The 21,103-nt window shown below is 72.9% G+C and carries 21 protein-coding genes; 11 read left to right on the forward strand and 10 right to left on the reverse strand.

Going from position 1 to position 21,103, the window contains the following annotated elements:
• The first annotated feature begins 195 nt into the window (after positions 1-195).
• Positions 196-426: a hypothetical protein gene (locus AC07DA_RS28845; RefSeq protein WP_479131139.1), complete on the forward strand. Its 231-nt coding sequence runs from the start codon at positions 196-198 to the stop codon at positions 424-426.
• Between the two features lie 22 nt (positions 427-448).
• On the opposite strand, the gene AC07DA_RS28850 is transcribed toward AC07DA_RS28845, so the two are convergent.
• Positions 449-1,324, reverse strand: a complete 876-nt coding sequence (locus AC07DA_RS28850) for a 3-hydroxybutyryl-CoA dehydrogenase (protein ID WP_479131140.1) — start codon at positions 1,322-1,324, stop codon at positions 449-451.
• A gap of 179 nt (positions 1,325-1,503) precedes the next feature.
• Here AC07DA_RS28850 and AC07DA_RS28855 point away from each other — a divergent pair, with 179 nt between their 5' ends.
• Entirely contained in the window at positions 1,504-2,733 is a 1,230-nt protein-coding gene (locus AC07DA_RS28855; protein WP_479131141.1) for a glycoside hydrolase family 10-like protein, read from the forward strand.
• Position 2,734: 1 nt separating this feature from the next.
• Here AC07DA_RS28855 and AC07DA_RS28860 read toward each other — a convergent pair whose 3' ends face one another.
• Together AC07DA_RS28860 and AC07DA_RS28865 are read right to left on the reverse strand one after the other, a co-directional pair.
• On the reverse strand, positions 2,735-2,935 hold the full coding sequence (locus tag AC07DA_RS28860; RefSeq protein WP_010045242.1) for a DUF1918 domain-containing protein: 201 nt from the start codon (positions 2,933-2,935) through the stop codon (positions 2,735-2,737).
• A 92-nt stretch (positions 2,936-3,027) separates the two neighbouring features.
• On the reverse strand, positions 3,028-3,948 hold the full coding sequence (locus AC07DA_RS28865; protein ID WP_479131142.1) for a DMT family transporter: 921 nt from the start codon (positions 3,946-3,948) through the stop codon (positions 3,028-3,030).
• On the opposite strand from AC07DA_RS28865, the gene AC07DA_RS28870 reads away from it, so the two are divergent.
• From AC07DA_RS28870 to AC07DA_RS28880, 3 genes are all read left to right on the forward strand, one after another.
• Complete coding sequence (locus tag AC07DA_RS28870) at positions 3,947-5,383, forward strand: aminotransferase-like domain-containing protein (RefSeq protein WP_479131143.1); 1,437 nt, start codon at positions 3,947-3,949, stop codon at positions 5,381-5,383. The two genes, AC07DA_RS28865 and AC07DA_RS28870, sit on opposite strands and share 2 nt — an antisense overlap.
• 39 nt (positions 5,384-5,422) lie before the next feature.
• Positions 5,423-5,863, forward strand: coding sequence for a GNAT family N-acetyltransferase (locus AC07DA_RS28875; protein ID WP_479131144.1), 441 nt, complete (start codon positions 5,423-5,425; stop codon positions 5,861-5,863).
• A gap of 73 nt (positions 5,864-5,936) precedes the next feature.
• The gene (locus AC07DA_RS28880) at positions 5,937-6,530 is read left to right on the forward strand and encodes a histidine phosphatase family protein (RefSeq protein WP_479131145.1); all 594 of its coding nucleotides are present in this window, start codon (positions 5,937-5,939) and stop codon (positions 6,528-6,530) included.
• Between the two features lie 672 nt (positions 6,531-7,202).
• Here the strand turns inward: AC07DA_RS28880 and AC07DA_RS28885 are convergent.
• Entirely contained in the window at positions 7,203-7,643 is a 441-nt protein-coding gene (locus AC07DA_RS28885; RefSeq protein ID WP_479131147.1) for a DUF6314 family protein, read from the reverse strand.
• 137 nt (positions 7,644-7,780) lie between these two features.
• Here AC07DA_RS28885 and AC07DA_RS28890 point away from each other — a divergent pair, with 137 nt between their 5' ends.
• The 6 genes from AC07DA_RS28890 (at position 7,781) to AC07DA_RS28915 (ending at position 15,215) form a co-directional block, all read left to right on the forward strand.
• Positions 7,781-10,264 (forward strand): alpha-L-arabinofuranosidase C-terminal domain-containing protein, encoded by a 2,484-nt coding sequence (locus AC07DA_RS28890; protein ID WP_479131148.1) that lies wholly within the window; start codon positions 7,781-7,783, stop codon positions 10,262-10,264.
• Positions 10,265-10,384: 120 nt separating this feature from the next.
• Positions 10,385-11,413, forward strand: coding sequence for an N-acetyl-gamma-glutamyl-phosphate reductase (argC, locus tag AC07DA_RS28895; protein ID WP_479131150.1), 1,029 nt, complete (start codon positions 10,385-10,387; stop codon positions 11,411-11,413).
• Positions 11,410-12,561 (forward strand): bifunctional glutamate N-acetyltransferase/amino-acid acetyltransferase ArgJ, encoded by a 1,152-nt coding sequence (argJ, locus tag AC07DA_RS28900; RefSeq protein WP_479131151.1) that lies wholly within the window; start codon positions 11,410-11,412, stop codon positions 12,559-12,561. Before argC ends, argJ begins: the two co-directional genes overlap by 4 nt.
• A complete protein-coding gene (gene argB, locus AC07DA_RS28905) occupies positions 12,558-13,466 on the forward strand; it encodes an acetylglutamate kinase (protein ID WP_479131152.1) in 909 nt (302 codons plus the stop codon). The genes argJ and argB overlap by 4 nt, the downstream gene beginning before the upstream one ends.
• The gene (locus AC07DA_RS28910; protein WP_479131153.1) at positions 13,463-14,662 is read left to right on the forward strand and encodes an acetylornithine transaminase; all 1,200 of its coding nucleotides are present in this window, start codon (positions 13,463-13,465) and stop codon (positions 14,660-14,662) included. The genes argB and AC07DA_RS28910 overlap by 4 nt, the downstream gene beginning before the upstream one ends.
• 7 nt (positions 14,663-14,669) lie before the next feature.
• Positions 14,670-15,215: an arginine repressor gene (locus tag AC07DA_RS28915; RefSeq protein ID WP_031114708.1), complete on the forward strand. Its 546-nt coding sequence runs from the start codon at positions 14,670-14,672 to the stop codon at positions 15,213-15,215.
• A 69-nt stretch (positions 15,216-15,284) separates the two neighbouring features.
• On the opposite strand, the gene AC07DA_RS28920 is transcribed toward AC07DA_RS28915, so the two are convergent.
• From AC07DA_RS28920 to AC07DA_RS28945, 6 genes are all read right to left on the reverse strand, one after another.
• Entirely contained in the window at positions 15,285-16,025 is a 741-nt protein-coding gene (locus AC07DA_RS28920; RefSeq protein WP_479131239.1) for an FAD:protein FMN transferase, read from the reverse strand.
• 55 nt (positions 16,026-16,080) lie between these two features.
• Positions 16,081-17,157 (reverse strand): FMN-binding protein, encoded by a 1,077-nt coding sequence (locus AC07DA_RS28925; protein ID WP_479131154.1) that lies wholly within the window; start codon positions 17,155-17,157, stop codon positions 16,081-16,083.
• A gap of 40 nt (positions 17,158-17,197) precedes the next feature.
• Positions 17,198-18,580, reverse strand: coding sequence for a ferredoxin reductase family protein (locus AC07DA_RS28930; protein ID WP_479131155.1), 1,383 nt, complete (start codon positions 18,578-18,580; stop codon positions 17,198-17,200).
• A 127-nt stretch (positions 18,581-18,707) separates the two neighbouring features.
• Entirely contained in the window at positions 18,708-19,403 is a 696-nt protein-coding gene (locus tag AC07DA_RS28935; protein WP_479131156.1) for a L,D-transpeptidase family protein, read from the reverse strand.
• 3 nt (positions 19,404-19,406) lie between these two features.
• Positions 19,407-19,994: a pyridoxamine 5'-phosphate oxidase family protein gene (locus tag AC07DA_RS28940; RefSeq protein ID WP_479131158.1), complete on the reverse strand. Its 588-nt coding sequence runs from the start codon at positions 19,992-19,994 to the stop codon at positions 19,407-19,409.
• Positions 19,995-20,127: 133 nt separating this feature from the next.
• Positions 20,128-20,976, reverse strand: a complete 849-nt coding sequence (locus AC07DA_RS28945; protein ID WP_479131159.1) for a hypothetical protein — start codon at positions 20,974-20,976, stop codon at positions 20,128-20,130.
• Between the last annotated feature and the right edge of the window lie 127 nt (positions 20,977-21,103).

The raw sequence follows: 21,103 nt of genomic DNA on the forward strand, positions 1-21,103 counted from the left end.
GTCACATCCCTGGTGTGCGCACAGGAGTCAACTCCCCTGGTGGGCGCCTGGGGAGAGTGTGCGAGGGGCATATGCGAGCCCGGCGCGCACACGGTGTGTGAATGCCGCGGGCCCGGCACCCTTCCGGGTGCCGGGCCCGCTCCTTGGCCGAAATCTGACCGTCCGTAACCAGCCGCGGGGGGTATCCGACGACCCATGACGAAGCTGCAGAAGAACGTGGCGTTCGCGCTGGCGCTCTACGTGCTGGGGGCGGTGGTGATCCGGTACTCCTCCGGCGGCACCGGATGGGGCACGGCCCTGCTGCTCGCCCTCGTGGCCACTCCGCTCGCGCTGTGGATGGGCTGGCTGCGCCGCCGCCTCAACGAGCAGGCCGCGGAATGGGGACGCCGCCGCGTCCGGCCGTGGCCGGAGGAGCGGCGGCGCTGAGGTGGGACCCGCGACCGGGCGGTCAGCCGTACGTGTAGAAGCCGGAGCCCGTCTTGCGGCCCAGGCGGCCCGCGTCGACCATGCGCTGCAGCAGCGGGGGAGCGGCGTACAGCGGCTCCTTGTACTCCTCGTACATCGACTGCGCGACCGAGGCGACCGTGTCCAGGCCGATGAGATCGGACAGCTTCAGCGGGCCCATCGGGTGGGCGCAGCCCATCTCCATGCCGTTGTCGATGTCCTCGCGGCTGGCGATGCCCGTCTCGAACATCCGGATCGCGGAGAGCAGGTACGGGATCAGCAGGGCGTTGACGACGAAGCCGGAACGGTCCTGGGCACGGATCGCGTGCTTGCCGAGCAGCTTCTCGGTGAACAGCTGGGCGCGGCTGATCGTCCCCTCGGAGGTGGTGAGGGCGGGGATCAGCTCGACGAGCCTCTGCACCGGGGCCGGGTTGAAGAAGTGGATGCCGATGACCTGGTTCGGCCGCGAGGTCGCCACCGCCAGCTTCACCAGCGGGATGGACGAGGTGTTGGAGGCCAGGATCGCGTCCGGCCGGGTCACGACCTGGTCCAGGACCTGGAAGATCTCGGTCTTGACCTGCTCGTTCTCCACGACCGCCTCGATCACCAGGTCACGGTCGGCGAACTCGCCGAGGTCCGTGGTGAAGCTCAGGCGGGCCAGCGTGGCCTCCTGCTCCTCCTCGGTGATCTTGCCGCGCTCGGCTGCCTTGGCCAGGGAGCCGAACAGCCGGGTGCGGCCGATCTCCAGGGCTTCGCCGGTGGTCTCGGCGACCATGACGTCCAGGCCGGCCCGGGCGCACACCTCGGCGATCCCCGCGCCCATCTGACCGCAGCCCACGACTCCGACGCGTGCAATGTCTCCCGCAGGGGTGTCCGTCACATCGTCCCTTTCGCTGCTGATCCACGACCGGGCAGGCCGCCGGGTCCCGGCGCCTGCTCCGTTCGTGCACGTTACCGCCAAGTATCGATGATCGATCGCCGGGGGCCGGTGCGGTTCGGGCATGCTGGGCCCGGAGCGATCCGTGACCGGGCGGATCCGCGGCATTTTGGGGCATGCGGATGGGACGAGTCTCACGCAGGGCGTTCGCCGTGGCGGCGCTGTCGGCTTTCACCATGACGACTCCGGCGTCGGCCGCGCCCGGGCGCAGGGGCGGGGCGCCGGTCTCCGAGATGCGCGGGGTGTGGCTGGCCACGGTGGCCAACCGCGACTGGCCGTCGAGGCCGGGGCTGACCGCGTCGCAGCAGCGCTCCGAACTCCTCGCCCACCTCGACACGGCCGTCCGCAACCGGCTCAACACCGTCGTCTTCCAGGTCCGTCCCACGGCGGACGCCCTGTGGCCCTCGCCGTACGAGCCGTGGTCGCAGTACCTCACGGGCACCCAGGGCAAGGACCCCGGCTGGGACCCGCTGGGCACGGCCGTCGAGGAGGCCCACGCCCGGGGCCTGAAGCTGCACGCCTGGTTCAACCCCTACCGGGTCGCGGCCCACACCGATCCGGCCCGGCTCGCCGCCTCGCACCCGGCCCGCCGCAACCCGGACTGGGTGGTGGCGTACGGCGGGAAGCTCTTCTACAACCCGGGGCTGCCGCAGGTCAGGGCCTTCGTCGAGGACGCGATGCTGGACGCGGTGGCCCGGTACCCCGTCGACGGGATGCACTTCGACGACTACTTCTACCCCTATCCGGTGGCGGGGGAGGCGTTCGACGACGCCGCCGCCTACGCGGAGCACGGCGGCGGCTTCCCGGACCGGGCCGCGTGGCGGCGGGACAACATCGACCGGCTGGTGCGCGAGACCGCTGACCGCGTCAAGGAGGTCCGGCCGGGCGTCCGCTTCGGCATCAGCCCCTTCGGCGTGTGGCGCAACGCCTCCACGGACCCGGCGGGCTCGGACAGCCGGGCCGGGGTCGAGACCTACGACGACCTGCACGCGGACACCCGCAAGTGGGTGCGCGAGGGCTGGATCGACTACATCGTGCCGCAGCTGTACTGGAACATCGGTTTCGCCGCCGCCGACTACGCCAAGCTGCTGCCCTGGTGGGCGGAGGTGGCGCGCGGCAGTTCGACGCAGCTGTACGTGGGGGAGGCGCTGTACAAGGCGGGCGACCCCGCCCAGCCCGCCGCCTGGCAGGAGCCGGCCGAACTGTCCCGGCACCTGGCGTTCGCCAAGGAGCACGCGCAGGTGCGCGGACACGTCTTCTTCGCCGCCAGGGACGTGGCGGCCGACCGGATCGGGGCGATGGCGCGGGTGGTCGCCGACCACTACGGGCAACCGGCGGACCCGCCGCGCTGAGTCACGGCCCGGTGGTGGTCTCCCGGTGGCGGATCTCGGTGTCGGGCCCCGGCGAGCACACGCCCTCGTGCCCGTCCTCGAACCGGACCCGGTACGGGGGGTTGCCCTCCTGGCCGAGCACCTCGACGATCTCGCCGACCTTGTCGTGCTGGCCGACCACCCTGCCGTGCTGGACAAGCTGGTCACCCACGGTTGCGCGCATCTGGGGCCTCCTCACGAGGTGCGCAGCGGCGGTCCGTGGCCCGGGGACCACGGCTGGCGGCACGGGCCGACAGGGGCCGTGCGGCGCCCCGCTCAGCCGCGCGCCCGTTGGGTGACGGCGATGCAGACCAGCACCGCCGCCGCCGTCAGCGGGGCGGCCACCGTCAGGTGCTCGCCCAGCAGCAGCACCGACCACACCAGTGTGAGCAGGGGCTGGGCGAGCTGCAACTGGCTGGCCTTCGGAATGCCGATGGCCGCCATGCCCCGGTACCAGACGACCAGCCCGAGGAACTGCGAGCCCGCCGCGACCCACAGCAGCCCGGTGACGCTGTGCCCGGTCAGCTGCCACGGCTCCTGGGCCAGCGCCAGGGCCGCCACGGGCACGGTCAGCGGCAGGCACAGCACCAGCGCCCAGCCGATCACCTGCCAGCCCGGCATGACCCGGGCCAGCCGCCCGCCCTCGGTGTAGCCGGCCGCGCACACCAGCAGCGCCGCGAAGAGGTACAGGTCGGCGGTGGACAGGGCGCCGCCGCTCTGCTGCACGGTGAAGGCGGCCACCGCCGCGGCGCCCGCGAGGGCCGCGGCCCAGAAGGTGCGCGAGGGCCGGGTGCCGACGCGCAGCGCGGAGCAGAGCGCGGTGGTCAGCGGGAGCAGCCCGACCACGACGGCCGCGTGCGCCGTGGTCGAGGTCTGCAGCGCCAGCGTCGTCAGCAGCGGGAAACCCAGGACGACACCGGCCGCGACGACGGCGAGGCCCGGCCAGTGGCGCCGGGCGGGCAGCGGTACACGCAGGGCCAGCAGAGCACCGCCCGCGATCAGCGCCGCCAGGACGCTGCGCACGGCGACGAGCGACCAGGGCCCGAACCCTTCCAGCCCCCACGCGGTGGCCGGGAAGGTGAGGGAGAAGGCGGTGACGCCGAGGGCCGCCTGGAGGGTGCCGAAGCCGGGGCGGTCCCGCTCCGGGGTGGCGACTGCTATCCGGGGTGCGGCAGTAGCGCTACTCTGTGCTCTCATGCAAGAGCGTAGCAGCGTGGCTGAACTGGCGGAACAGCTGCGACGGGAGCTCGACCGCTACTCACCGGGTGGAAAGCTGCCGTCCAGCCGGGCGCTGGTCGAGCGGTTCCGGGTCAGTCCGGTGACGGTGTCGCGGGCACTGGCGCAGCTCGCCGCGGAAGGGCTCGTGGTCACCCGCCCCGGCGCGGGCGCCTTCCGCGCGCGGCCCCGGACGGCACCGGCTCCCGGCGGCGACACCTCCTGGCAGGAGGTCGCGCTCAGCGCGGACGGGGCCGCCGACCTCGTACCACGCTCGGTGGACGCCTCGGGGGTGCTGGTGTCGCTGGCCGCACCGCCGCCCGGCGTGATCGAGTTCAACGGCGGCTACCTGCACCCCTCGCTCCAGCCCGAGCGGGCCATGGCCGCCGCCCTGGCGCGGGCCGGACGCCGCCCGGGGGCCTGGGGGAGGCCGCCCATGGAAGGGCTGCCCGAGCTGCGCGAGTGGTTCGCACGGGCCATCGGCGGCTCGGTCACCGCCGCCGAGGTCCTGGTGACCGCGGGCGGCCAGTCCGCCCTCACCACCGCCCTGCGCGCCCTCGCCCCGCCCGGCGCCCCCGTCCTGGTCGAGTCGCCGACCTACCCCGGCATGCTCGCCATCGCCCGGGCCGCCGGCCTGCGGCCGGTGCCCGTCCCCGTCGACGCCGACGGGGTGAGACCGGCCCTGCTCGCCGACGCGTTCCGGTCCACCGGGGCCCCGGCCTTCGTCTGCCAGCCGCTCTTCCAGAACCCCACCGGCGCCGTGCTCGCGCCCGGGCGGCGCGCCGAGGTGCTGCGCATCGCCCGGGCCGCGGGCGCGTTCGTCGTCGAGGACGACTTCGTACGGCGGCTCGTGCACGAGGACGCCGGGCCGCTGCCGCGCCCGCTGGCCGCCGACGACCCCGACGGCGTCGTCGTCCACGTCTCCTCGCTGACCAAGGCGACCTCGCCGAGCTTCCGGGTGAGCGCGCTGGCCGCCCGCGGGCCGGTCCTGGAGCGGCTGCGCGCCATCCAGGTCGTCGACACCTTCTTCGTGCCGCGCCCGCTGCAGGAGGCCGCGCTCGAACTCGTCGGCTCGCCCGCCTGGCCACGGCATCTGCGGGCGGTCTCCGCGGAGCTGAAGGCCCGCCGGGACGCGATGACCGGCGCGCTCGGACTCCACCTGCCGTGGCTGGAGCTGGCACACGTCCCGTCCGGCGGCTACCACCTGTGGCCGCGTCTGCCCGACGGCACGGACGAGGCGGCCCTGACGACGGCCGCCCTGCGGGCCGGTGTCGCCGTCACGCCCGGCCGCCCCTACTTCAGCGCCGAGCCGCCCGCCGCGCACCTCCGGCTGAGCTTCGCGGCGGTCGCCGGGACCGGGGAGATCACGGAGGGGGTGCGGCGGCTGCGCACGGCGTGCGAGGAGGTGCTGGGATAACCGCTCGACCCCGGACAGGTGATTTGCGAGCATCCCGTCATGACCGACACGCCGAGCCTGCCCGAAGGCTACGAGATCTCCACCGACCCCTCCCGCGTCGACGCCGAGCGGGTGCACCGCTGGCTGTCCACCGACGCGTACTGGGCGCTGGGCCGCCCCCGTGAGAAGCAGGACCGGGCCATCGAGGGCTCGCTCAACTTCGGGGTGTACGACACCGCTTCGGGCGAGCAGGTGGCCTACGCCCGGGTCGTCACCGACCGGGCGACCTTCGCGTGGCTGTGCGACGTGTACGTGGACCCGTCGGTGCGCGGCAAGGGCGTCGGCACCGCGCTCGTGGCGGCCGTACGGGAGGAGGTGCGCTCGTACGGGGTGCGGCGGGTGCTGCTCGCGACGCACGACGCGCACGGCGTCTACGCGAAGCTCGGGTTCGCGCCCCTGGAGCGGCCCGAGCACTGGATGGTGCTCCTCTTCGGGCAGTGAGGGTCGCCGCACCCTCGGTAACTCCCAGGTAACACCTCTTGACCTGCGCACTTGCTGCGCCCACGATCGCCGCATGTCACTTCGGGTCACGTTCGTCGCCGCCGCGCGCAGCTCACCGCTGCTCGCCGAACGTTTCGAGGACGACCGGCCGCTGGACCAGGCCGGCTGGGGCGAGGTCGAGCGCGCCGCCCAGGAGCTGCTGCCGCTCGCGGCGGCCGAGCTGCGCTACTGCTCGCCGGCCCCGCGCAGCCGGGCCACGGGGGAGGGGCTCGGGTACGCGCCGCTGGTGCAACTGGGCCTGCGGGACTGCGACATGGGCCGGTGGCGCGGGCTGACCCTGGGCGAGGCGATGGCCCGGGAACCCGAGGCCGTGGACGCGTGGCTGGCCGACCCGCGGATCACGCCGCACGGCGGTGAGTCGCTGGTGGACTTCATCACCCGCGTCGGCGGCTGGCTCGACACCCGGCCCGTGGAGGACGGCTGCCGGGTGGTGGCGGTGGCCGAGCCGTCCGTGATCCGCGCGGCCCTGGTGTACGCCCTGGGGGCGCCGCCGTCGACGTACTGGAACCTCGACGTCCGCCCCCTGTCGACGACCACGGTGACGGGTCGCGCCGGGCGCTGGAACCTGCGCTTCGAGGGAGCTCCGGCACAGCGTCCGGGCACGTAGGACGTCCGTCCGCGCGTACTCGGTGCTCAGCGCCGGGGGCCTGCGCCCGGTCCGGGCTACGCCCGGGGTGGCGGTCCGGTGCCGGTTCGGGTTTCCCGCGTCTGACGGGCCGGGCCTCGTGCGCCTGGCGGGCCGGCGCCGGTCCGGGCTTGGCCTGTCTGTCGGGGTGGCGCCCGGCCGTGCTTCCGCGGCTGCCGGTCCGGTGCCCGTCCGGGCTTCGCCCGCCTGATGGGCCGGTGTTGGTCTGGGGCGGGGGTGCCTGTGGGGTGGCGCTCGCCCGGGCTTGATTCGTCTGAGGGGGTGGCGCCCGTCCGGGCTTGGCCCGTCTGTCTGGCTGGCGCCGGTCCGTGTTTCCGCGGCTGCCGGTCCGGTGCCCGTCCGTGCTTCGCCCGCCTGATGGGCCGGTGTTGGTCTGGGGTGCGCGTGCCTGTGGGGATGGCGCCGGTCCGGGCTCGCCCGCTTATCGGGTCGGCGCCGGTTCGGGCTTGGCCCGTCTGCCGGGCTGGCGCTCGCCGGGGTGCGCCCGTCTGCCGGGTCGGCGCTCGCCCGGGGTGCGTCCGTCTGCCGGGCTGGCGCCGGTTCCGGGCTCGTCCGTCTGCCGGGCCGGCGCCGGTCCGGGCCCGGCCCGCCTGTCGGGTCGGCGGCTCACGCCGTGTGTGTGGAGTGTCGCGCTCACGCCTCGCGCGCGTACTCCGTGCGCAGCACCAGGTCCTTCGCGGGTCCGCGCACGCGCCACACCGTGCGCCAGTGGTCCGCGTCGCGGACCGTGAACTCGCCTCGGTAGAGGTCCGCCGCGCAGGGGTGGTCGGCGACGTGCCGCCCGGAGGTCAGGTCCAGGTCGTGGAAGGGCCGGCCGTCCGCGAACCGGACGTCCGCCGTGCCGCCCGGCCCGGGCAGGAACCGCAGGGTCCGCTCGGCGGGCCGGGCCACGCCCTGCCACACGAAGGTGCCCGTCTCCCGGTGCAGCAGCCCGCCGGTTCCCAGCACCTCGAACCGGGTGCCGCCCGTGAACTCGCCCTCCGCGCCGCTCGCGAGGTCCCGCACCGACCGGGTCACGCGCCAGCGCCCGGCCAGATAGGCCAGTACGTCCGGCACTGGCCAGAACACGCCCATACCGCTCCGCTCTCCGTCCCATCCGGTGCTGCGCGACCCATTGACGCGCCCCTGCCCCCTCCCTATCTTGCCGTTCGAAGTGCTGACCAATGTCTGATATTTCGAACACTCCTCTACCAGAGAGCCGCGGAGTATCCATGCCACGCACCGCCCGCACCCGATGGAGAGTCGGCCTCACCGCCACCGCCCTCCTGACGGCAGCAGCCCTCGTACCGGCCCCCGCGCACGCCGAGGACGTCACCGACTACACGATCACCGTCGACCCCTCCGCCCGGGGCGCGAAGATCGACGACACGATGTACGGCGTCTTCTTCGAGGACATCAACCGGGCCGCCGACGGCGGTCTGTACGCCGAGCTCGTGCAGAACCGGTCCTTCGAGTACTCCACCGCCGACAACGGCTCCTACACGCCCCTGACCTCCTGGACGGTCGGCGGTACGGCCCAGGTGGTGAACGACTCGGGCCGGCTCAACGAGCGCAACCGCAACTACCTCTCGCTGGGCGCCGGTTCGTCCGTCACCAACGCGGGCTACAACACCGGCATCCGCGTCGAGCAGGGCAAGCGGTACGACTTCTCCGTGTGGGCCCGCGCCGAGAGCGGCAGCACCCTCACCGTCTCGCTGAAGGACGCCGCGGGCAGCCTCGCCACGGCCCGCGAGGTCGCCGTCAAGGGCGGCTGGGCGAAGTACAAGGCCACCTTCACGGCGACGCGCACCAGCAACCGCGGCCGTCTCGCCGTCGCCGCGACGCGGGCCGCCGCGCTCGACATGGTGTCGCTGTTCCCGCGCGAGACGTACAAGAACCAGCCCAACGGCCTGCGCAAGGACCTCGCCGAGAAGATCGCCGCCCTCAAGCCCGGCTTCGTGCGCTTCCCCGGCGGCTGCCTGGTCAACACCGGCTCCATGGAGGACTACAGCGAGGCGAGCGGCTGGCAGCGCAAGCGCAGCTACCAGTGGAAGGACACCATCGGCCCGGTCGAGGAGCGCGCCACCAACGCCAACTTCTGGGGCTACAACCAGAGCTACGGCCTCGGCTACTACGAGTACTTCCGCTTCTCCGAGGACATCGGCGCCATGCCGCTGCCCGTCGTCCCGGCCCTGGTGACCGGCTGCGGCCAGAACAAGGCCACCGACGACGAGGCGCTGCTCAGGCGGCACATCCAGGACACCCTCGACCTCATCGAGTTCGCCAACGGCCCGGCCACCTCGACGTGGGGCAGGGTACGCGCGCGGATGGGCCACCCGGAGCCGTTCCACCTCACCCACATCGGCGTCGGCAACGAGGAGAACCTGCCGAAGGAGTTCTTCGCCCGCTTCGAGCGGTTCCGGGCCGCCATCAAGGCCAAGCACCCGGACATCACCGTCATCTCCAACTCCGGCCCGGACGACGCCGGCACGACCTTCGACACCGCCTGGCAGCTCAACCGCGAGGGCAAGGTCGACATGGTCGACGAGCACTACTACAACAGCCCGACCTGGTTCCTGCAGAACAACGACCGCTACGACTCCTACGACCGCGAGGGCCCCAAGGTCTTCCTCGGCGAGTACGCCTCGCAGGGCAACGCCTGGCAGAACGGCCTGGCCGAGGCCGCCTTCATGACCGGCCTGGAGCGCAACGCGGACGTCGTCAAGCTGGCGTCCTACGCCCCGCTGCTCGCCAACGAGGACTACGTGCAGTGGCGGCCCGACATGATCTGGTTCAACAACCGGGCCTCCTGGAACTCGGCCAACTACGAGGTCCAGAAGCTGTTCATGACCAACGTCGGCGACCGCGTGGTCCCCTCCAGGGCCACGACCACCCCGGACGTCAGCGGGCCGATCACCGGCGCCGTCGGCCTGTCGACGTGGGCGACCAGCGCCGCGTACGACGACGTGAAGGTCACCTCCGCGGACGGCTCGACCCTGCTGAGCGACGACTTCTCCGGTGACGCCTCGCGGTGGAAGCACAACGGTGCCGGCAGCTGGAGCGTCCAGGACGGGCAGTACGTCCAGACCGACACCGCCGCCGAGAACACCATGGTCACGGCGGGTGACCCCGCCTGGAAGGACTACGACCTGCACGTGAAGGCCACCAAGAAGTCCGGCAAGGAGGGCTTCCTCGTCGCCTTCGGCGTCAAGGACACCGGCAACTACTACTGGTGGAACCTGGGCGGCTGGAACAACACCCAGTCGGCCGTCGAACAGGCCGTGGACGGCGGCAAGGGCACCCTGCTGACCAAGGCCGGGTCGATCGAGACGGGCCGCGCCTACGACATCGACATCAAGGTGCGCGGCCGCCAGGTCACCCTGTTCCTCGACGGCGAGGAGTGGGGCAGCTTCCGGGACGACAAGCCGGCCGAGCCCTTCCGCCAGGTCGTCACCCACGACGCGGGGACCGGTGACCTGATCGTCAAGGTCGTCAACGCCCAGGCCGCCGAGGCCCGCACGGCCGTCGACCTCGGCGGCGCCAAGGTCGCCTCCACGGCCCGCGTGACCACGCTCGCCGCCGACCAGGACGCGGTGAACACCGAGACGGACACGCCCGTGATCCCGGTGACGTCGACGCTGCGGGGCGTGGCCCCGAAGTTCACCTACACCTTCCCGGCGAACTCCGTGACGTTCCTGCGGATCAAGCAGAGGTAGCACAGGCTCCCCCTGACGGGCCGCTGCCCTTCCGGGCAGCGGCCCTTTCGCACGACCGCGAACGGGATTGCATAAACGTGCAGCGAAGCGTATAGTCATGCCCTCTAAGGAGGAGGTTCCATGGCGGTACGCGCGGCAGTGGCCGGAGCGAGTGGATACGCGGGCGGGGAACTGCTGCGTCTGCTCCTGGCCCACCCCGAGGTCGAGATCGGCGCCCTGACCGGCAACTCCAACGCCGGGCAGCGGCTCGGCGCGCTCCAGCCGCACCTGCTGCCGCTGGCCGGCCGGGTGCTGGAGGAGACCACCCCGGAGGTCCTCGACGGCCACGACGTCGTCTTCCTCGCGCTGCCGCACGGGCAGTCCGCCTCGGTGGCCGAGCGGCTCGGGCCGGACGTGCTGGTCGTCGACATGGGGGCCGACTTCCGGCTGACCGACGCCGCGGCCTGGGAGACGTTCTACGGCTCGGCGCACGCCGGAACCTGGCCCTACGGCCTTCCCGAACTGCCGGGTGCCCGCGCCGCGCTGGAGGGGTCCAAGCGCGTCGCGGTACCCGGCTGCTACCCCACCGCCGTCTCCCTCGCCCTCGTTCCCGCGTACGCGGCGGGCCTGGCCGAGCCCGAGGCGGTGATCGTCGCCGCGTCCGGCACGTCCGGCGCGGGCAAGGCGCCCAAGCCGCACCTGCTGGGCAGCGAGGTCATGGGCTCGATGAGCCCCTACGGCGTCGGCGGCGGGCACCGGCACACCCCCGAGATCACCCAGAACCTCAGCGCCGCGGCGGGCGGCCCGGTCTCGGTGTCCTTCACGCCGACCCTCGCGCCGATGTCCCGCGGCATCCTCGCCACGTGCAGCGCGAAGGCCGCGCACGGCGTCACCGGCGAGGTGCTGCGCGCCGCCTACGAGAAGGCCTACGCCGACGAGCCCTTCGTGCACCTCCTGCCCGAGGGGCAGTGGCCCGCCACGGCGTCCGTCCACGGTTCGAACGCCGTTCAGGTGCAGGTCGCGTACGACGAGGCCGCCGGACGGATCATCGTGATCAGCGCCATCGACAACCTCACCAAGGGCACCGCGGGCGGTGCCGTCCAGAGCATGAACATCGCCCTGGGTCTCGACGAGACCACCGGACTGACGACGATCGGAGTTGCGCCGTGAGCGTGACGGCAGCGAAGGGATTCACGGCGGCGGGCATCGCCGCCGGGATCAAGGAGAACGGCAATCCCGACCTGGCCCTCGTGGTCAACACCGGGCCCCGCCGCGCCGCCGCCGGCGTCTTCACCTCCAACCGCGTGAAGGCCGCCCCGGTCCTGTGGTCCGAGCAGGTCCTCAAGAGCGGCCAGGTGTCCGCCGTCGTCCTGAACTCCGGCGGCGCCAACGCCTGCACCGGACCGAAGGGCTTCCAGGACACGCACGCCACCGCGGAGAAGGCCGCCGAGGTCCTCGGGCGGGGCGCCGTCGAGATCGCCGTCTGCTCGACCGGCCTGATCGGCGTGCTGCTGCCCATGGACAAGCTGCTCCCGGGCGTCGAGCAGGCCGCCGCCGCGCTCAGCGAGCACGGCGGGGAGAAGGCCGCCATCGCCATCAAGACCACCGACACCGTCCACAAGACGTCCGTGGTCACCAAGGACGGCTGGACGGTCGGCGGCATGGCCAAGGGCGCGGGCATGCTCGCCCCCGGCCTCGCCACCATGCTCGTCGTCCTCACCACCGACGCCGACGTCGACAGCGAGAGCCTGGACACGGCCCTGCGCGCCGCCACCAAGGTCACCTTCGACCGGGTCGACTCCGACGGCTGCATGTCCACCAACGACACCGTGCTGCTCCTGGCCTCCGGCTCCTCCGGCATCACGCCCGGGTACGAGGAGTTCGCCGAGGCCGTGCGGCAGGTCTGCGACGACCTCGGGCAGCAGCTCATCCGGGACGCCGAGGGCGCCAGCAAGGACATCAAGGTCGAGGTGGTGGGCGCCGCGACCGAGGACGACGCCGTCGAGGTGGGCCGCTCCATCGCCCGCAACAACCTCCTCAAGTGCGCCATCCACGGCGAGGACCCCAACTGGGGCCGGGTGCTCTCCGCGATCGGCACGACGAAGGCCGCGTTCGAGCCGGACCGGCTCAACGTCGCCATCAACGGCGTGTGGGTCTGCAAGAACGGCGGCGTCGGCGAGGACCGCGAGAAGGTCGACATGCGCTACCGCGAGGTGCACATCGTCGCCGACCTCGCCGCCGGGTCCGAGACCGCCACCATCTGGACCAACGACCTCACCGCCGACTACGTCCACGAGAACAGCGCCTACTCCTCATGAGCAGCCCGACGCGGAAACACACCGCCCTCCCCAAGGCCCAGATCCTCATCGAGGCGCTGCCCTGGCTGGTCCGGCACAACGGCAAGACGGTCGTCATCAAGTTCGGCGGCAACGCCATGGTCGACGAGGACCTCAAGGCCGCCTTCGCCCAGGACGTGGTCTTCCTGCACCACGCAGGCCTCAAGCCGGTCGTCGTGCACGGCGGTGGCCCGCAGATCAGCGCCGCCCTCGACCGGCACGGCATCGTCAGCGAGTTCAAGGCCGGTCTCCGGGTGACCACCGAGGACGCCATGGACGTCGTGCGCATGGTGCTGGCCGGCCAGGTGCAGCGCGAACTGGTCGGGCTGCTCAACCGGCACGGACCGCTCGCCGTCGGCCTGACGGGCGAGGACGCGCACACCATCACCGCCACCAAGCACCAGCCGGAGATCGACGGCGAACCGGTCGACATCGGCCGGGTCGGCGAGATCACCGCGATCGACACCGGCGCCCTCGAGGCCCTGCTCGCCGACGGCCGCATCCCGGTCGTCTCCTCGATCGCCCGCTCCCAGGACGACGGACATGTCTACAACGTCAATGCTGATACGGCGGCTGCGGCACTCGCTGCTGCACTGGGCGCCGAAACCCTCATGGTCCTCACGGACGTCGAAGGACTCTACGAGGACTGGCCGCACAGCGACGAGGTGATCAGCCGCCTCACCGCCTCCGAGCTGGAGCGGCTGCTGCCGGACCTGTCCTCCGGCATGGTGCCGAAGATGGAGGGCTGCCTGCACGCCGTGCGCAACGGCGTGAACACCGCCCGCGTCATCGACGGCCGGGTCCAGCACTCGATCCTGCTGGAGATCTTCACCGACGAGGGGATCGGCACGATGGTCGTGCCCGACGAGAAGGGGGATGCCGCATGACCGCCAACGAGGACCTCACCGAGCGGTGGCGCGGCGCCCTCATGAACAACTACGGCACCCCGCTGCTGCCCCTGGTGCGCGGCGAGGGCACCGCGGTGTGGGACGCCGACGGCACGCGCTACCTGGACTTCGTCGGCGGCATCGCGACCAACGCCCTCGGTCACGCCCATCCGGCGATCGTCGAGGCCGTGACCCGGCAGATCGGCTCCCTGGGTCACATCTCCAACTTCTTCATGGCCGACCCGACGGTGACGCTCGCCGAACGGCTGCTGCGGCTCTTCGGCCGGGACGGGCGGGTCTTCTTCTGCAACTCCGGCGCCGAGGCCAACGAGGCCGTCTTCAAGATGGGCCGGCTGACCGGGCGCACCCACGTCGTCGCCACCGAGGGCGCCTTCCACGGCCGGACCATGGGGGCCCTGGCGCTGACCGGCCAGCAGCCCAAGCGCGAGCCGTTCCTGCCGCTGCCCGGCGACGTCACCCACGTGCCGTTCGGCGACGCGCAGGCCCTGGCCGCCGCCGTCACCGAGGAGACCGCCCTGGTCGTCCTGGAGCCGATCCAGGGCGAGCTCGGCGTCGTCGTCCCGCCCCCGGGGTACCTCAAGGCCGCCCGGGCGATCACCGCCGCGACCGGGGCGCTCCTCGTCCTGGACGAGGTGCAGACCGGCATCGGCCGCACCGGGCACTGGTTCGAGTACCAGGCCCACGAGGGCGTCCTGCCCGACGTGGTGACCCTGGCCAAGCAGCTCGGCGGCGGGCTGCCGCTGGGCGCGACCGTCGCCTTCGGGCGGGCCGCGGAGCTGCTCCGGCCCGGCCACCACGGCACGACCTTCGGCGGCAACCCCGTCGCCTGCGCCGCCGGACTCGCCGTCCTCGACACCATCGAGAACGAGGGGTTGCTGGAGAACGTCAAGCGGCAGAGCGAGAGGTTGCGGGACGGGATCGAGGGCCTCGGCCATCACGTGATCCATTCCGTCCGGGGCGCGGGCCTCCTCCTGGGTATCGTGCTCACCGGGCCGCTCGCGCCGCAGGTGCGCCAGGCGGCCCAGGAGGCCGGTTTCCTGGTGAACGCGCCCGCCCCCGACGTCGTCCGGCTGATGCCACCGCTGAATCTGCGTGACGGCGAGGTGGACGCGTTCCTGGGAGCGCTGCCCGGCATCCTCCAGGCAGCCGACGGGGACGGACGATCCGGGGAATGAGACGACGATGAGCCAGGCGCAGGACCACGAGCAGCCGGGGGCGAACGGGCCCGCCGTGCCGCAGACCCGCACCGCACGCCACCGCCGGATCGTGGACATCCTCAACCGGCAGCCGGTCCGCTCGCAGAGCCAGCTGGCGAAGCTGCTCGCCGACGACGGGCTGAGCGTCACGCAGGCGACGCTCTCCCGGGACCTGGACGAGCTGAACGCGGTCAAGATCCGCAACACCGACGGGGACCTGATCTACGCGGTGCCGAGCGAGGGCGGGTTCCGCACGCCGCGGGCCCCGCTGGGCGGATCGGCCAAGGAGGAACGGATGCGGCGGCTCTCCCAGGAGCTGCTGATCTCCGCGGAGGCCTCCGCGAACCTCGTGGTCCTGCGCACCCCTCCCGGGGCCGCGCAGTTCCTGGCCTCGGCCATCGACCAGGCCGAACTGCACGACATCCTGGGCACGATCGCCGGGGACGACACGCTGCTGCTGATCAGCCGGGAGCCGACGGGCGGGCAGGCCCTGGCCGACCATCTGCTGAGGCTGGCGCAGAACGGGCACTGAGGGACGCCGTCCGGGTGCGGGCGGGCCGTGGCCGCTCGCGCAGTTCCCCGCGCCGCCCCTGGGGGCCGGTCACCCGAGCCGCGTGGCCAGGCCCGCCGTGCACCGCACCTCGTCACCGGCCGTGATCAGCAGCGCCTCCACGTCCGGCAGCGACTCCAGCCACGCCAGGCCCTCCCGGGACCCCATCGCGAACGCCGCCGTCGCCCAGCAGTCCGTCCACGTCAGCCGGGGCCCCACCACCGTCACGGCGACCAGGTCGGTCACGGCCGAACGGCCGGTGCGCGGGTCGACGATGTGGGCCCCCCGCTCCGCCGTACCGGAGGTCGCCACCGACAACTCCTCCGCCCCGGCCGCGGACACCACCGCCGCCAGCCCGCCCGGCCGCAACGGGTCCGACACCCCCACCCGCCACGGCCGCCGCGGCTCCGGCGCGCCCAGCAGCTGCACGTCCCCGCCGCCGTTGACGCTCACCCCGCACACCCCGGGCACCTGCGCCAGCCGCCGCGCCGCCCGTTCGACCGCCCAGCCCTTGACGATGCCGGTCGGATCGAGGCGGCCCCGGTACGACGTGCTGAACCAGCCGTCGCTCACCCGCCCCGCCTCCGCCGCCAGCTCCAGCACCTCGGCGACCTCGGGATCGCACTGCCCGACGCTCACCTCGCCGCGCTGCAGCCGGGAGACCTGGCTGTCCTCGCGATAGGTGCTGAACACCTCGTCGACCCGGTGCAGTGCGGCCACGACCTCGTCCAGGGCCGCGCGCACGGCGGCCGGTTCCCCGCCGCGGACGTCGAGGGAGAAGACGGTCCCCATCGTCTCCTCCACGTGACGCACCGCGGCGGGAGCCTGTGCGGAATCGGCCACCGCGTCAGCCACCGGCCTGGTCCAGCGCCGACTGGAGGGACTGCTTGTAGCCGGCGCTGGTGTAGGTGGCTCCGGAGACGGAGTCGATCTGCGCGTTGCCGGCCGCGACGGCGGCCTGGTTGAGGCGGGGGACGGAGCTGGAGGTGATCTGGTCGCTGCGGCCGCCCTTCGGGGCCTGCACCGCCTCGGCCTTGGTGATCTTCCCGCCCGTGACGGTCACGCGTACCTGCACGGGACCGTACTGCGTCTGCGCCACGCTGCCGGTGAGCGTCCGGGTCCGCGCCTGCTCCTGGCCGCCTCCCGGGCCGCCCGCCTGGGAGGAGCCGCCCCCGGCCGGGGCCTGGTCCAGCGCCGACTGGAGGGACTGCTTGTAGCCGGCGCTGGTGTAGGTGGCTCCGGAGACGGAGTCGATCTGCGCGGTGCCGGCCGCGACGGCGGCCTGGTTGAGGCGGGGGACGGAGCTGGAGGTGATCTGGTCGCTGCGGCCGCCCTTCGGGGCCTGCACCGCCTCGGCCTTGGTGATCTTCCCGTCGGCGACGGTGATCCGGACCTGGACCGGCCCGTACTGCGTCTGCGCGACATCACCGGTCACCGTCCGGGCCGTGGCCGAGCCGGAGCCCGTGCCCTGCCCGGCGCCCGCCGCGGCCTTCGCCTTGTCCAGGGCCGACTGGAGCGACTTCTTGTAGCCGGCGCTGGTGTACGTCGCCCCGGACACGGCGTCGATGTCCGCGCTCTGTGCCGCGACCGCCGCCTGGTTGAGGCGCGGCACGGCGCTGGCGGTGATCTGGTCGCTCTGGCCGCCCTTGGGGGTCTGGACCGCCTCCGCCTTGGTGATCTTGCCGTTGCTCATGGTCACGCGGACCTGCACCGGTCCGTACTGCGTCCGCGCCGCGTCACCGGTGACCGCGCCGTTCACGCCGCCCTGCGGTGCCTGCCCGGCGGCCGCGGGCGGCACCTGGCCACCCGCCGCCTGGGCGGCGCCCGGGTCGGAGGCCGGCTTCAGTGACAGCAGCAGCACGATCCCGGAGACGGTGGCCGCGCCGGCGAGCACGGCACGCCGGACGGGGTGAGACTTCCTCATCGTTTCCCAAACTCCTGAAGGGCCGTTGGTGTCCCGTCGCTCACATCTCGAACGACTCGTGATGGATACGGCGGGCGGGGACTCCCGCACCGCGCAGTGCCTCGTAGACCGACTGCGCGAAACCGGGCGGCCCGCACATGAAGACGTCGTGGTCGCCGATGTCCGGGATCTTCCGCTGGAGGGACTCGGCGGAGATGTCGGGACGTTCCCCGTCGGGGCTGTTGACCGCGTACATCAGCCGCGCCCCGCGCTCGTCGGCGATCTTGGCGAGTTCGCCCCACAGGGCCAAGTCCTGGGTGCTGTTGGCGCGGTAGAGGAGCGTGATGTCGCCGGACGCGCCGGGCAGCGTCTCGAACAGCGCCCGCATCGGGGTGATCCCGACACCGCCCGCCACCAGCAGCACCTTGCCGCGGCTGCGGCGCTGGGCGGTCATCGCGCCGTAGGGCCCCTCCGCCCACACCCGGGTGCCGGGCGTCAGCTCGCGCAGCCGGGCGGTGTGGTCGCCGATCGCCTTGACGGTGATCCGCAGCATGTCCGGGCGGGGCGCCGCCGACAGGGAGTACGGGTGGGAGCTGAAGCGCATGCCCGGTGCCAGGAACCGCCAGCGGAAGAAGTGCCCGGCCTCCGCGCCCATCCGGTGCAGCTTGCGCCCGCCGATCAGCACCGACACGATGCCCGGGGTCTCCTCGATGACCGCCTCCACGCGCATGCGGTGCCGCAGGTTCAGCCGGATCGGGGTGAGGATCCGGTACCAGACCACCAGCGCGGTCACCGCTCCGTACAGCCCGTACCAGAAGGTCTTCGCGGTGGGCTCGACGGCGAACTCGTTGCCGGTGGTGATCTGGTGCCAGAACGTCAGGTACACCGCCGCGTAGGTGAGCAGGTGCACGTGGTACCAGGTGTCGTACCCGATCAGCCGGCGCACCCCGCCGATCGACAGGATGCCGATGACGAAGAGCAGGCCCGTGCCGATGGCCGCCTTGCCCATGTCCGGCAGCTGGTTGACGGAGTCGACGGTCTGCTGGACGACGTCGCCGAGCCCCTTGCCCGCCTGCAGCGCGTAGCCCCACATGGTGAGGAAGACGTGCGCGAGCACCAGGCAGAGGGTGTAGCGGCCGGTCATGGCGTGCCAGCGCGCGACCCGGTCGGTGCCCACCCGCCGTTCCAGGGCCGGGACCCGCGCCATCTGGAGCACCACCAGCGCCATCAGGTAGCCGGCGAGCAGACCCGTGATCCGGCCGGCCGCGAGGATCTTGCTCGCGGTGTCCGCGAGGGACGGCGTGTTGTCCCACCACAGCCACAGCACGGCCACCGCACCCGCCCACAGGGCGATCAGCAGCGGTACGGCCGGGGAGCGGCGCGGGCGGATGCGGCGCATCGTCTGGCGGCGGGCGGCACGGCCGCCTGCGAGCGTGGTGGTCACGGTTCCTCCGTGGGGACTTGACCCTTGGCCCACAGATACGTGCCGGGACACGGGAGCGTTCAGTCGCCCGCCGAGTCGTGCGCGGACCGCCGTGACCGCTGGTAACCCCCGCCGGGCCGCCGGCTCGTCACAGGCGGGCGACGGCCGTGCTCCCGCTCTCCGTCCCCACGGCGATGTGCGGCCGCCGCGCGGGGTCCGCCCAGGTCAGGATCCGCCGCATCGCGGCCTCGGGCACGGAGACGCAGCCGGCCGTCGCGCCCCGTCCGTGGACGTGGAGGAAGATGCCCGCACCCCGCCCGCGCACCGGACGCTCGTAGTTGAAGCCGATGACCAGCGCGTGCGCGTACTGCGTCCGGTAGGTGATCAGGTGCTCGGACTCGGCGGCCCGGCAGTCGGCGGCGCGGGGCTCGGTCCAGCGGTTGTAGGAGCGCGAGTCGTTGTCCTGGCACCACCAGGACTCCTGCCGCACCCGGCGGTACGGGTACGCCGTCCCGCGTGGCGCCGCCTCGATGCCGAACGCGTACGGCAGGTCGTACAGGCCGGTGGGGGTGGTGTGGGTGCCCTGCTTGCGCGCGGTGCCCTCCGCGAGTCCCTTCGCGCCGAAGCGCGCGGGTGCGGAACCCGCCTTCACCCACCGGCCGCCCCGGGTGCGGTCCCACCAGGTGACCGTGCCCGTCGTGGAGGAGGTCCGCGGTGCCACCGCGGTGATCAGCTGGGTGCCGCCGCCGGTGTCCGCCATCCGGGCCGGCAGCGGCGGCGCGGGCGGCCCGGCGCCGAGCGGCAGCAGGGACAGGACGGTGAGGGCGACGGCACCGGGGCGCATGCCTCAGACCGTAGAGGGCGGCAGCGGCAGGGGCAGCCCGGGCAGTCCGTCCAGGCTGGTGGCGACGTGCTCCTTCCGGGCGAAGTACGCGTCGAGCGAGGCGTCGTCCTCGCGGGCGAACCGCTTGCGGTGCAGGTCCCGGTCCTCCTCGTACGCCATGAAGGGCACCGCGTAGCCGCACGTGTCGCGGACGAGTTCGGCCGTGACGACGATGATGGCGCGCAGTCCGTGCGGCGCCGGGTCGATGTCCGGGAAGCGGGCGAGCAGTTCCCCGAACCGGGGGTCGTCGCGGAAGACCGGCTCACCCCTGCCGTGCACGCGCACGATGGTGGGCGGACCCTGGAAGGCGCACCACATCAGGGTGATGCGCCCGTTCTCGCGCAGATGGGCGATGGTCTCGGCGTTGGAGCCGGCGAAGTCCAGATAGGCCACGGTGCGTTCGTCGAGCACCGCGAAGGAGCCCTTGAGGCCCTTGGGGGAGAGGTTGACCGTGCCGTCGGCGGACAGGGGAGCGGTGGCGGTGAAGAAGACCGGCTGCGCCTCGATGAACGAGCGGAGCCGGCCCTCTATGGCCTGGTAGGTCTTTCCCATGTCCAGCGATTATGGGCGCAGGTCCTTCGGCTGTCTAAGGAATTGCGGGATCCGGTCACCTCTGCCGGGTCCCGCCCCCGCCCGTGGCCGCCCCGGCCGGCGCTCCCACGGGGCGGCCACGGCGCCTGTCACGTCACTTGGTGAGCGTGCAGGCGGCCAGGGAGTCCAGGCCCTGGGGCTTGGCGGCGGTGCGTCCGATGGCGGTGGCGATGCGGTTGACGGTCGCGACGCGCTTGTCCTTGAGGGGGCCGAGGATGGCGTTCTGGACGAAGTTGGGTCCGCCCTGTCCGACGGTGTTGGCCAGGCGGGTGTTGGCCTCGCGGATCTGGGTGTCGAGGAGGGCGAGGTTGCGGTCGACCTCGGCCCTGGCGGAGGCGGGCACGGCCGGGAGCTTGGAGCGGACGTCGGGGCAGCCGATGGTGCCGGGACCGGCGTTGCCGGCGTTCGCGCCGTTGCCCGCGTTGCCGCCCGCCTGCTGCCCGGGCGCCGCGCCGGAGGGTGCCGCGCCGGCCTGGCCGCCGCCCGCGTTGGTTCCGGAGGCGTTCAGTGCGCAGGCGGCCAGGGAGTCCAGGCCCTGGGGCTTGGCGGCGGTGCGTCCGATGGCGGTGGCGATGCGGTTGACGGTCGCGACGCGCTTGTCCTTGAGGGGGCCGAGGATGGCGTTCTGGACGAAGTTGGGTCCGCCCTGTCCGACGGTGTTGGCCAGGCGGGTGTTGGCCTCGCGGATCTGGGTGTCGAGGAGGGCGAGGTTGCGGTCGACCTCGGCCCTGGCGGAGGCGGGGACCGCCGGGAGCTTGGAGCGGACGTCGGGGCACGTGATGGTGCCGGGGCCCGCCAGCGTCCGGGCGTCCGTCCCGCCGTTCCGGGACGTCTCCCCGGCGAGCGCGAAGCCGGCGATCACCGTGCCGGACAGCGCCACCGCGGCCGTGCCGCCGATGAACGCGACACGACGCTTGTTGTACTTCGGAAGGGCCCTGGACATGGGGGTGCCTCACTTGGGGTCGGTGGGTCGTGGGTGTACGAGCGCGGCGCCTGCGTTCGGCGAGTGGTACGGGTAAGCGGTTTCCCGCGTTCAACGGACTCGCGAAATTCCCTCCGCGTGACCGGAA

The sequence above is a fragment of the Streptomyces sp. NPDC044921 genome, from assembly GCF_056432865.1.

Bases quoted from the DNA above. Each gene is read 5' to 3' on its own strand.
- argB (WP_479131152.1), top strand. From the start codon at position 12,558: ATGAGCAGCCCGACGCGGAAACACACCGCCCTCCCCAAGGCCCAGATC.
- AC07DA_RS28920 (WP_479131239.1), bottom strand. From the start codon at position 16,025: ATGGGGACCGTCTTCTCCCTCGACGTCCGCGGCGGGGAACCGGCCGCC.
- AC07DA_RS28885 (WP_479131147.1), bottom strand. From the start codon at position 7,643: ATGGGCGTGTTCTGGCCAGTGCCGGACGTACTGGCCTATCTGGCCGGG.
- AC07DA_RS28855 (WP_479131141.1), top strand. From the start codon at position 1,504: ATGGGACGAGTCTCACGCAGGGCGTTCGCCGTGGCGGCGCTGTCGGCT.
- AC07DA_RS28910 (WP_479131153.1), top strand. From the start codon at position 13,463: ATGACCGCCAACGAGGACCTCACCGAGCGGTGGCGCGGCGCCCTCATG.
- AC07DA_RS28860 (WP_010045242.1), bottom strand. From the start codon at position 2,935: ATGCGCGCAACCGTGGGTGACCAGCTTGTCCAGCACGGCAGGGTGGTC.
- AC07DA_RS28945 (WP_479131159.1), bottom strand. From the start codon at position 20,976: ATGTCCAGGGCCCTTCCGAAGTACAACAAGCGTCGTGTCGCGTTCATC.
- AC07DA_RS28935 (WP_479131156.1), bottom strand. From the start codon at position 19,403: ATGCGCCCCGGTGCCGTCGCCCTCACCGTCCTGTCCCTGCTGCCGCTC.
- AC07DA_RS28915 (WP_031114708.1), top strand. From the start codon at position 14,670: ATGAGCCAGGCGCAGGACCACGAGCAGCCGGGGGCGAACGGGCCCGCC.
- AC07DA_RS28875 (WP_479131144.1), top strand. From the start codon at position 5,423: ATGACCGACACGCCGAGCCTGCCCGAAGGCTACGAGATCTCCACCGAC.
- argC (WP_479131150.1), top strand. From the start codon at position 10,385: ATGGCGGTACGCGCGGCAGTGGCCGGAGCGAGTGGATACGCGGGCGGG.
- AC07DA_RS28865 (WP_479131142.1), bottom strand. From the start codon at position 3,948: ATGAGAGCACAGAGTAGCGCTACTGCCGCACCCCGGATAGCAGTCGCC.
- AC07DA_RS28925 (WP_479131154.1), bottom strand. From the start codon at position 17,157: ATGAGGAAGTCTCACCCCGTCCGGCGTGCCGTGCTCGCCGGCGCGGCC.
- AC07DA_RS28845 (WP_479131139.1), top strand. From the start codon at position 196: ATGACGAAGCTGCAGAAGAACGTGGCGTTCGCGCTGGCGCTCTACGTG.
- AC07DA_RS28940 (WP_479131158.1), bottom strand. From the start codon at position 19,994: ATGGGAAAGACCTACCAGGCCATAGAGGGCCGGCTCCGCTCGTTCATC.
- AC07DA_RS28880 (WP_479131145.1), top strand. From the start codon at position 5,937: ATGTCACTTCGGGTCACGTTCGTCGCCGCCGCGCGCAGCTCACCGCTG.
- AC07DA_RS28870 (WP_479131143.1), top strand. From the start codon at position 3,947: ATGCAAGAGCGTAGCAGCGTGGCTGAACTGGCGGAACAGCTGCGACGG.
- AC07DA_RS28890 (WP_479131148.1), top strand. From the start codon at position 7,781: ATGCCACGCACCGCCCGCACCCGATGGAGAGTCGGCCTCACCGCCACC.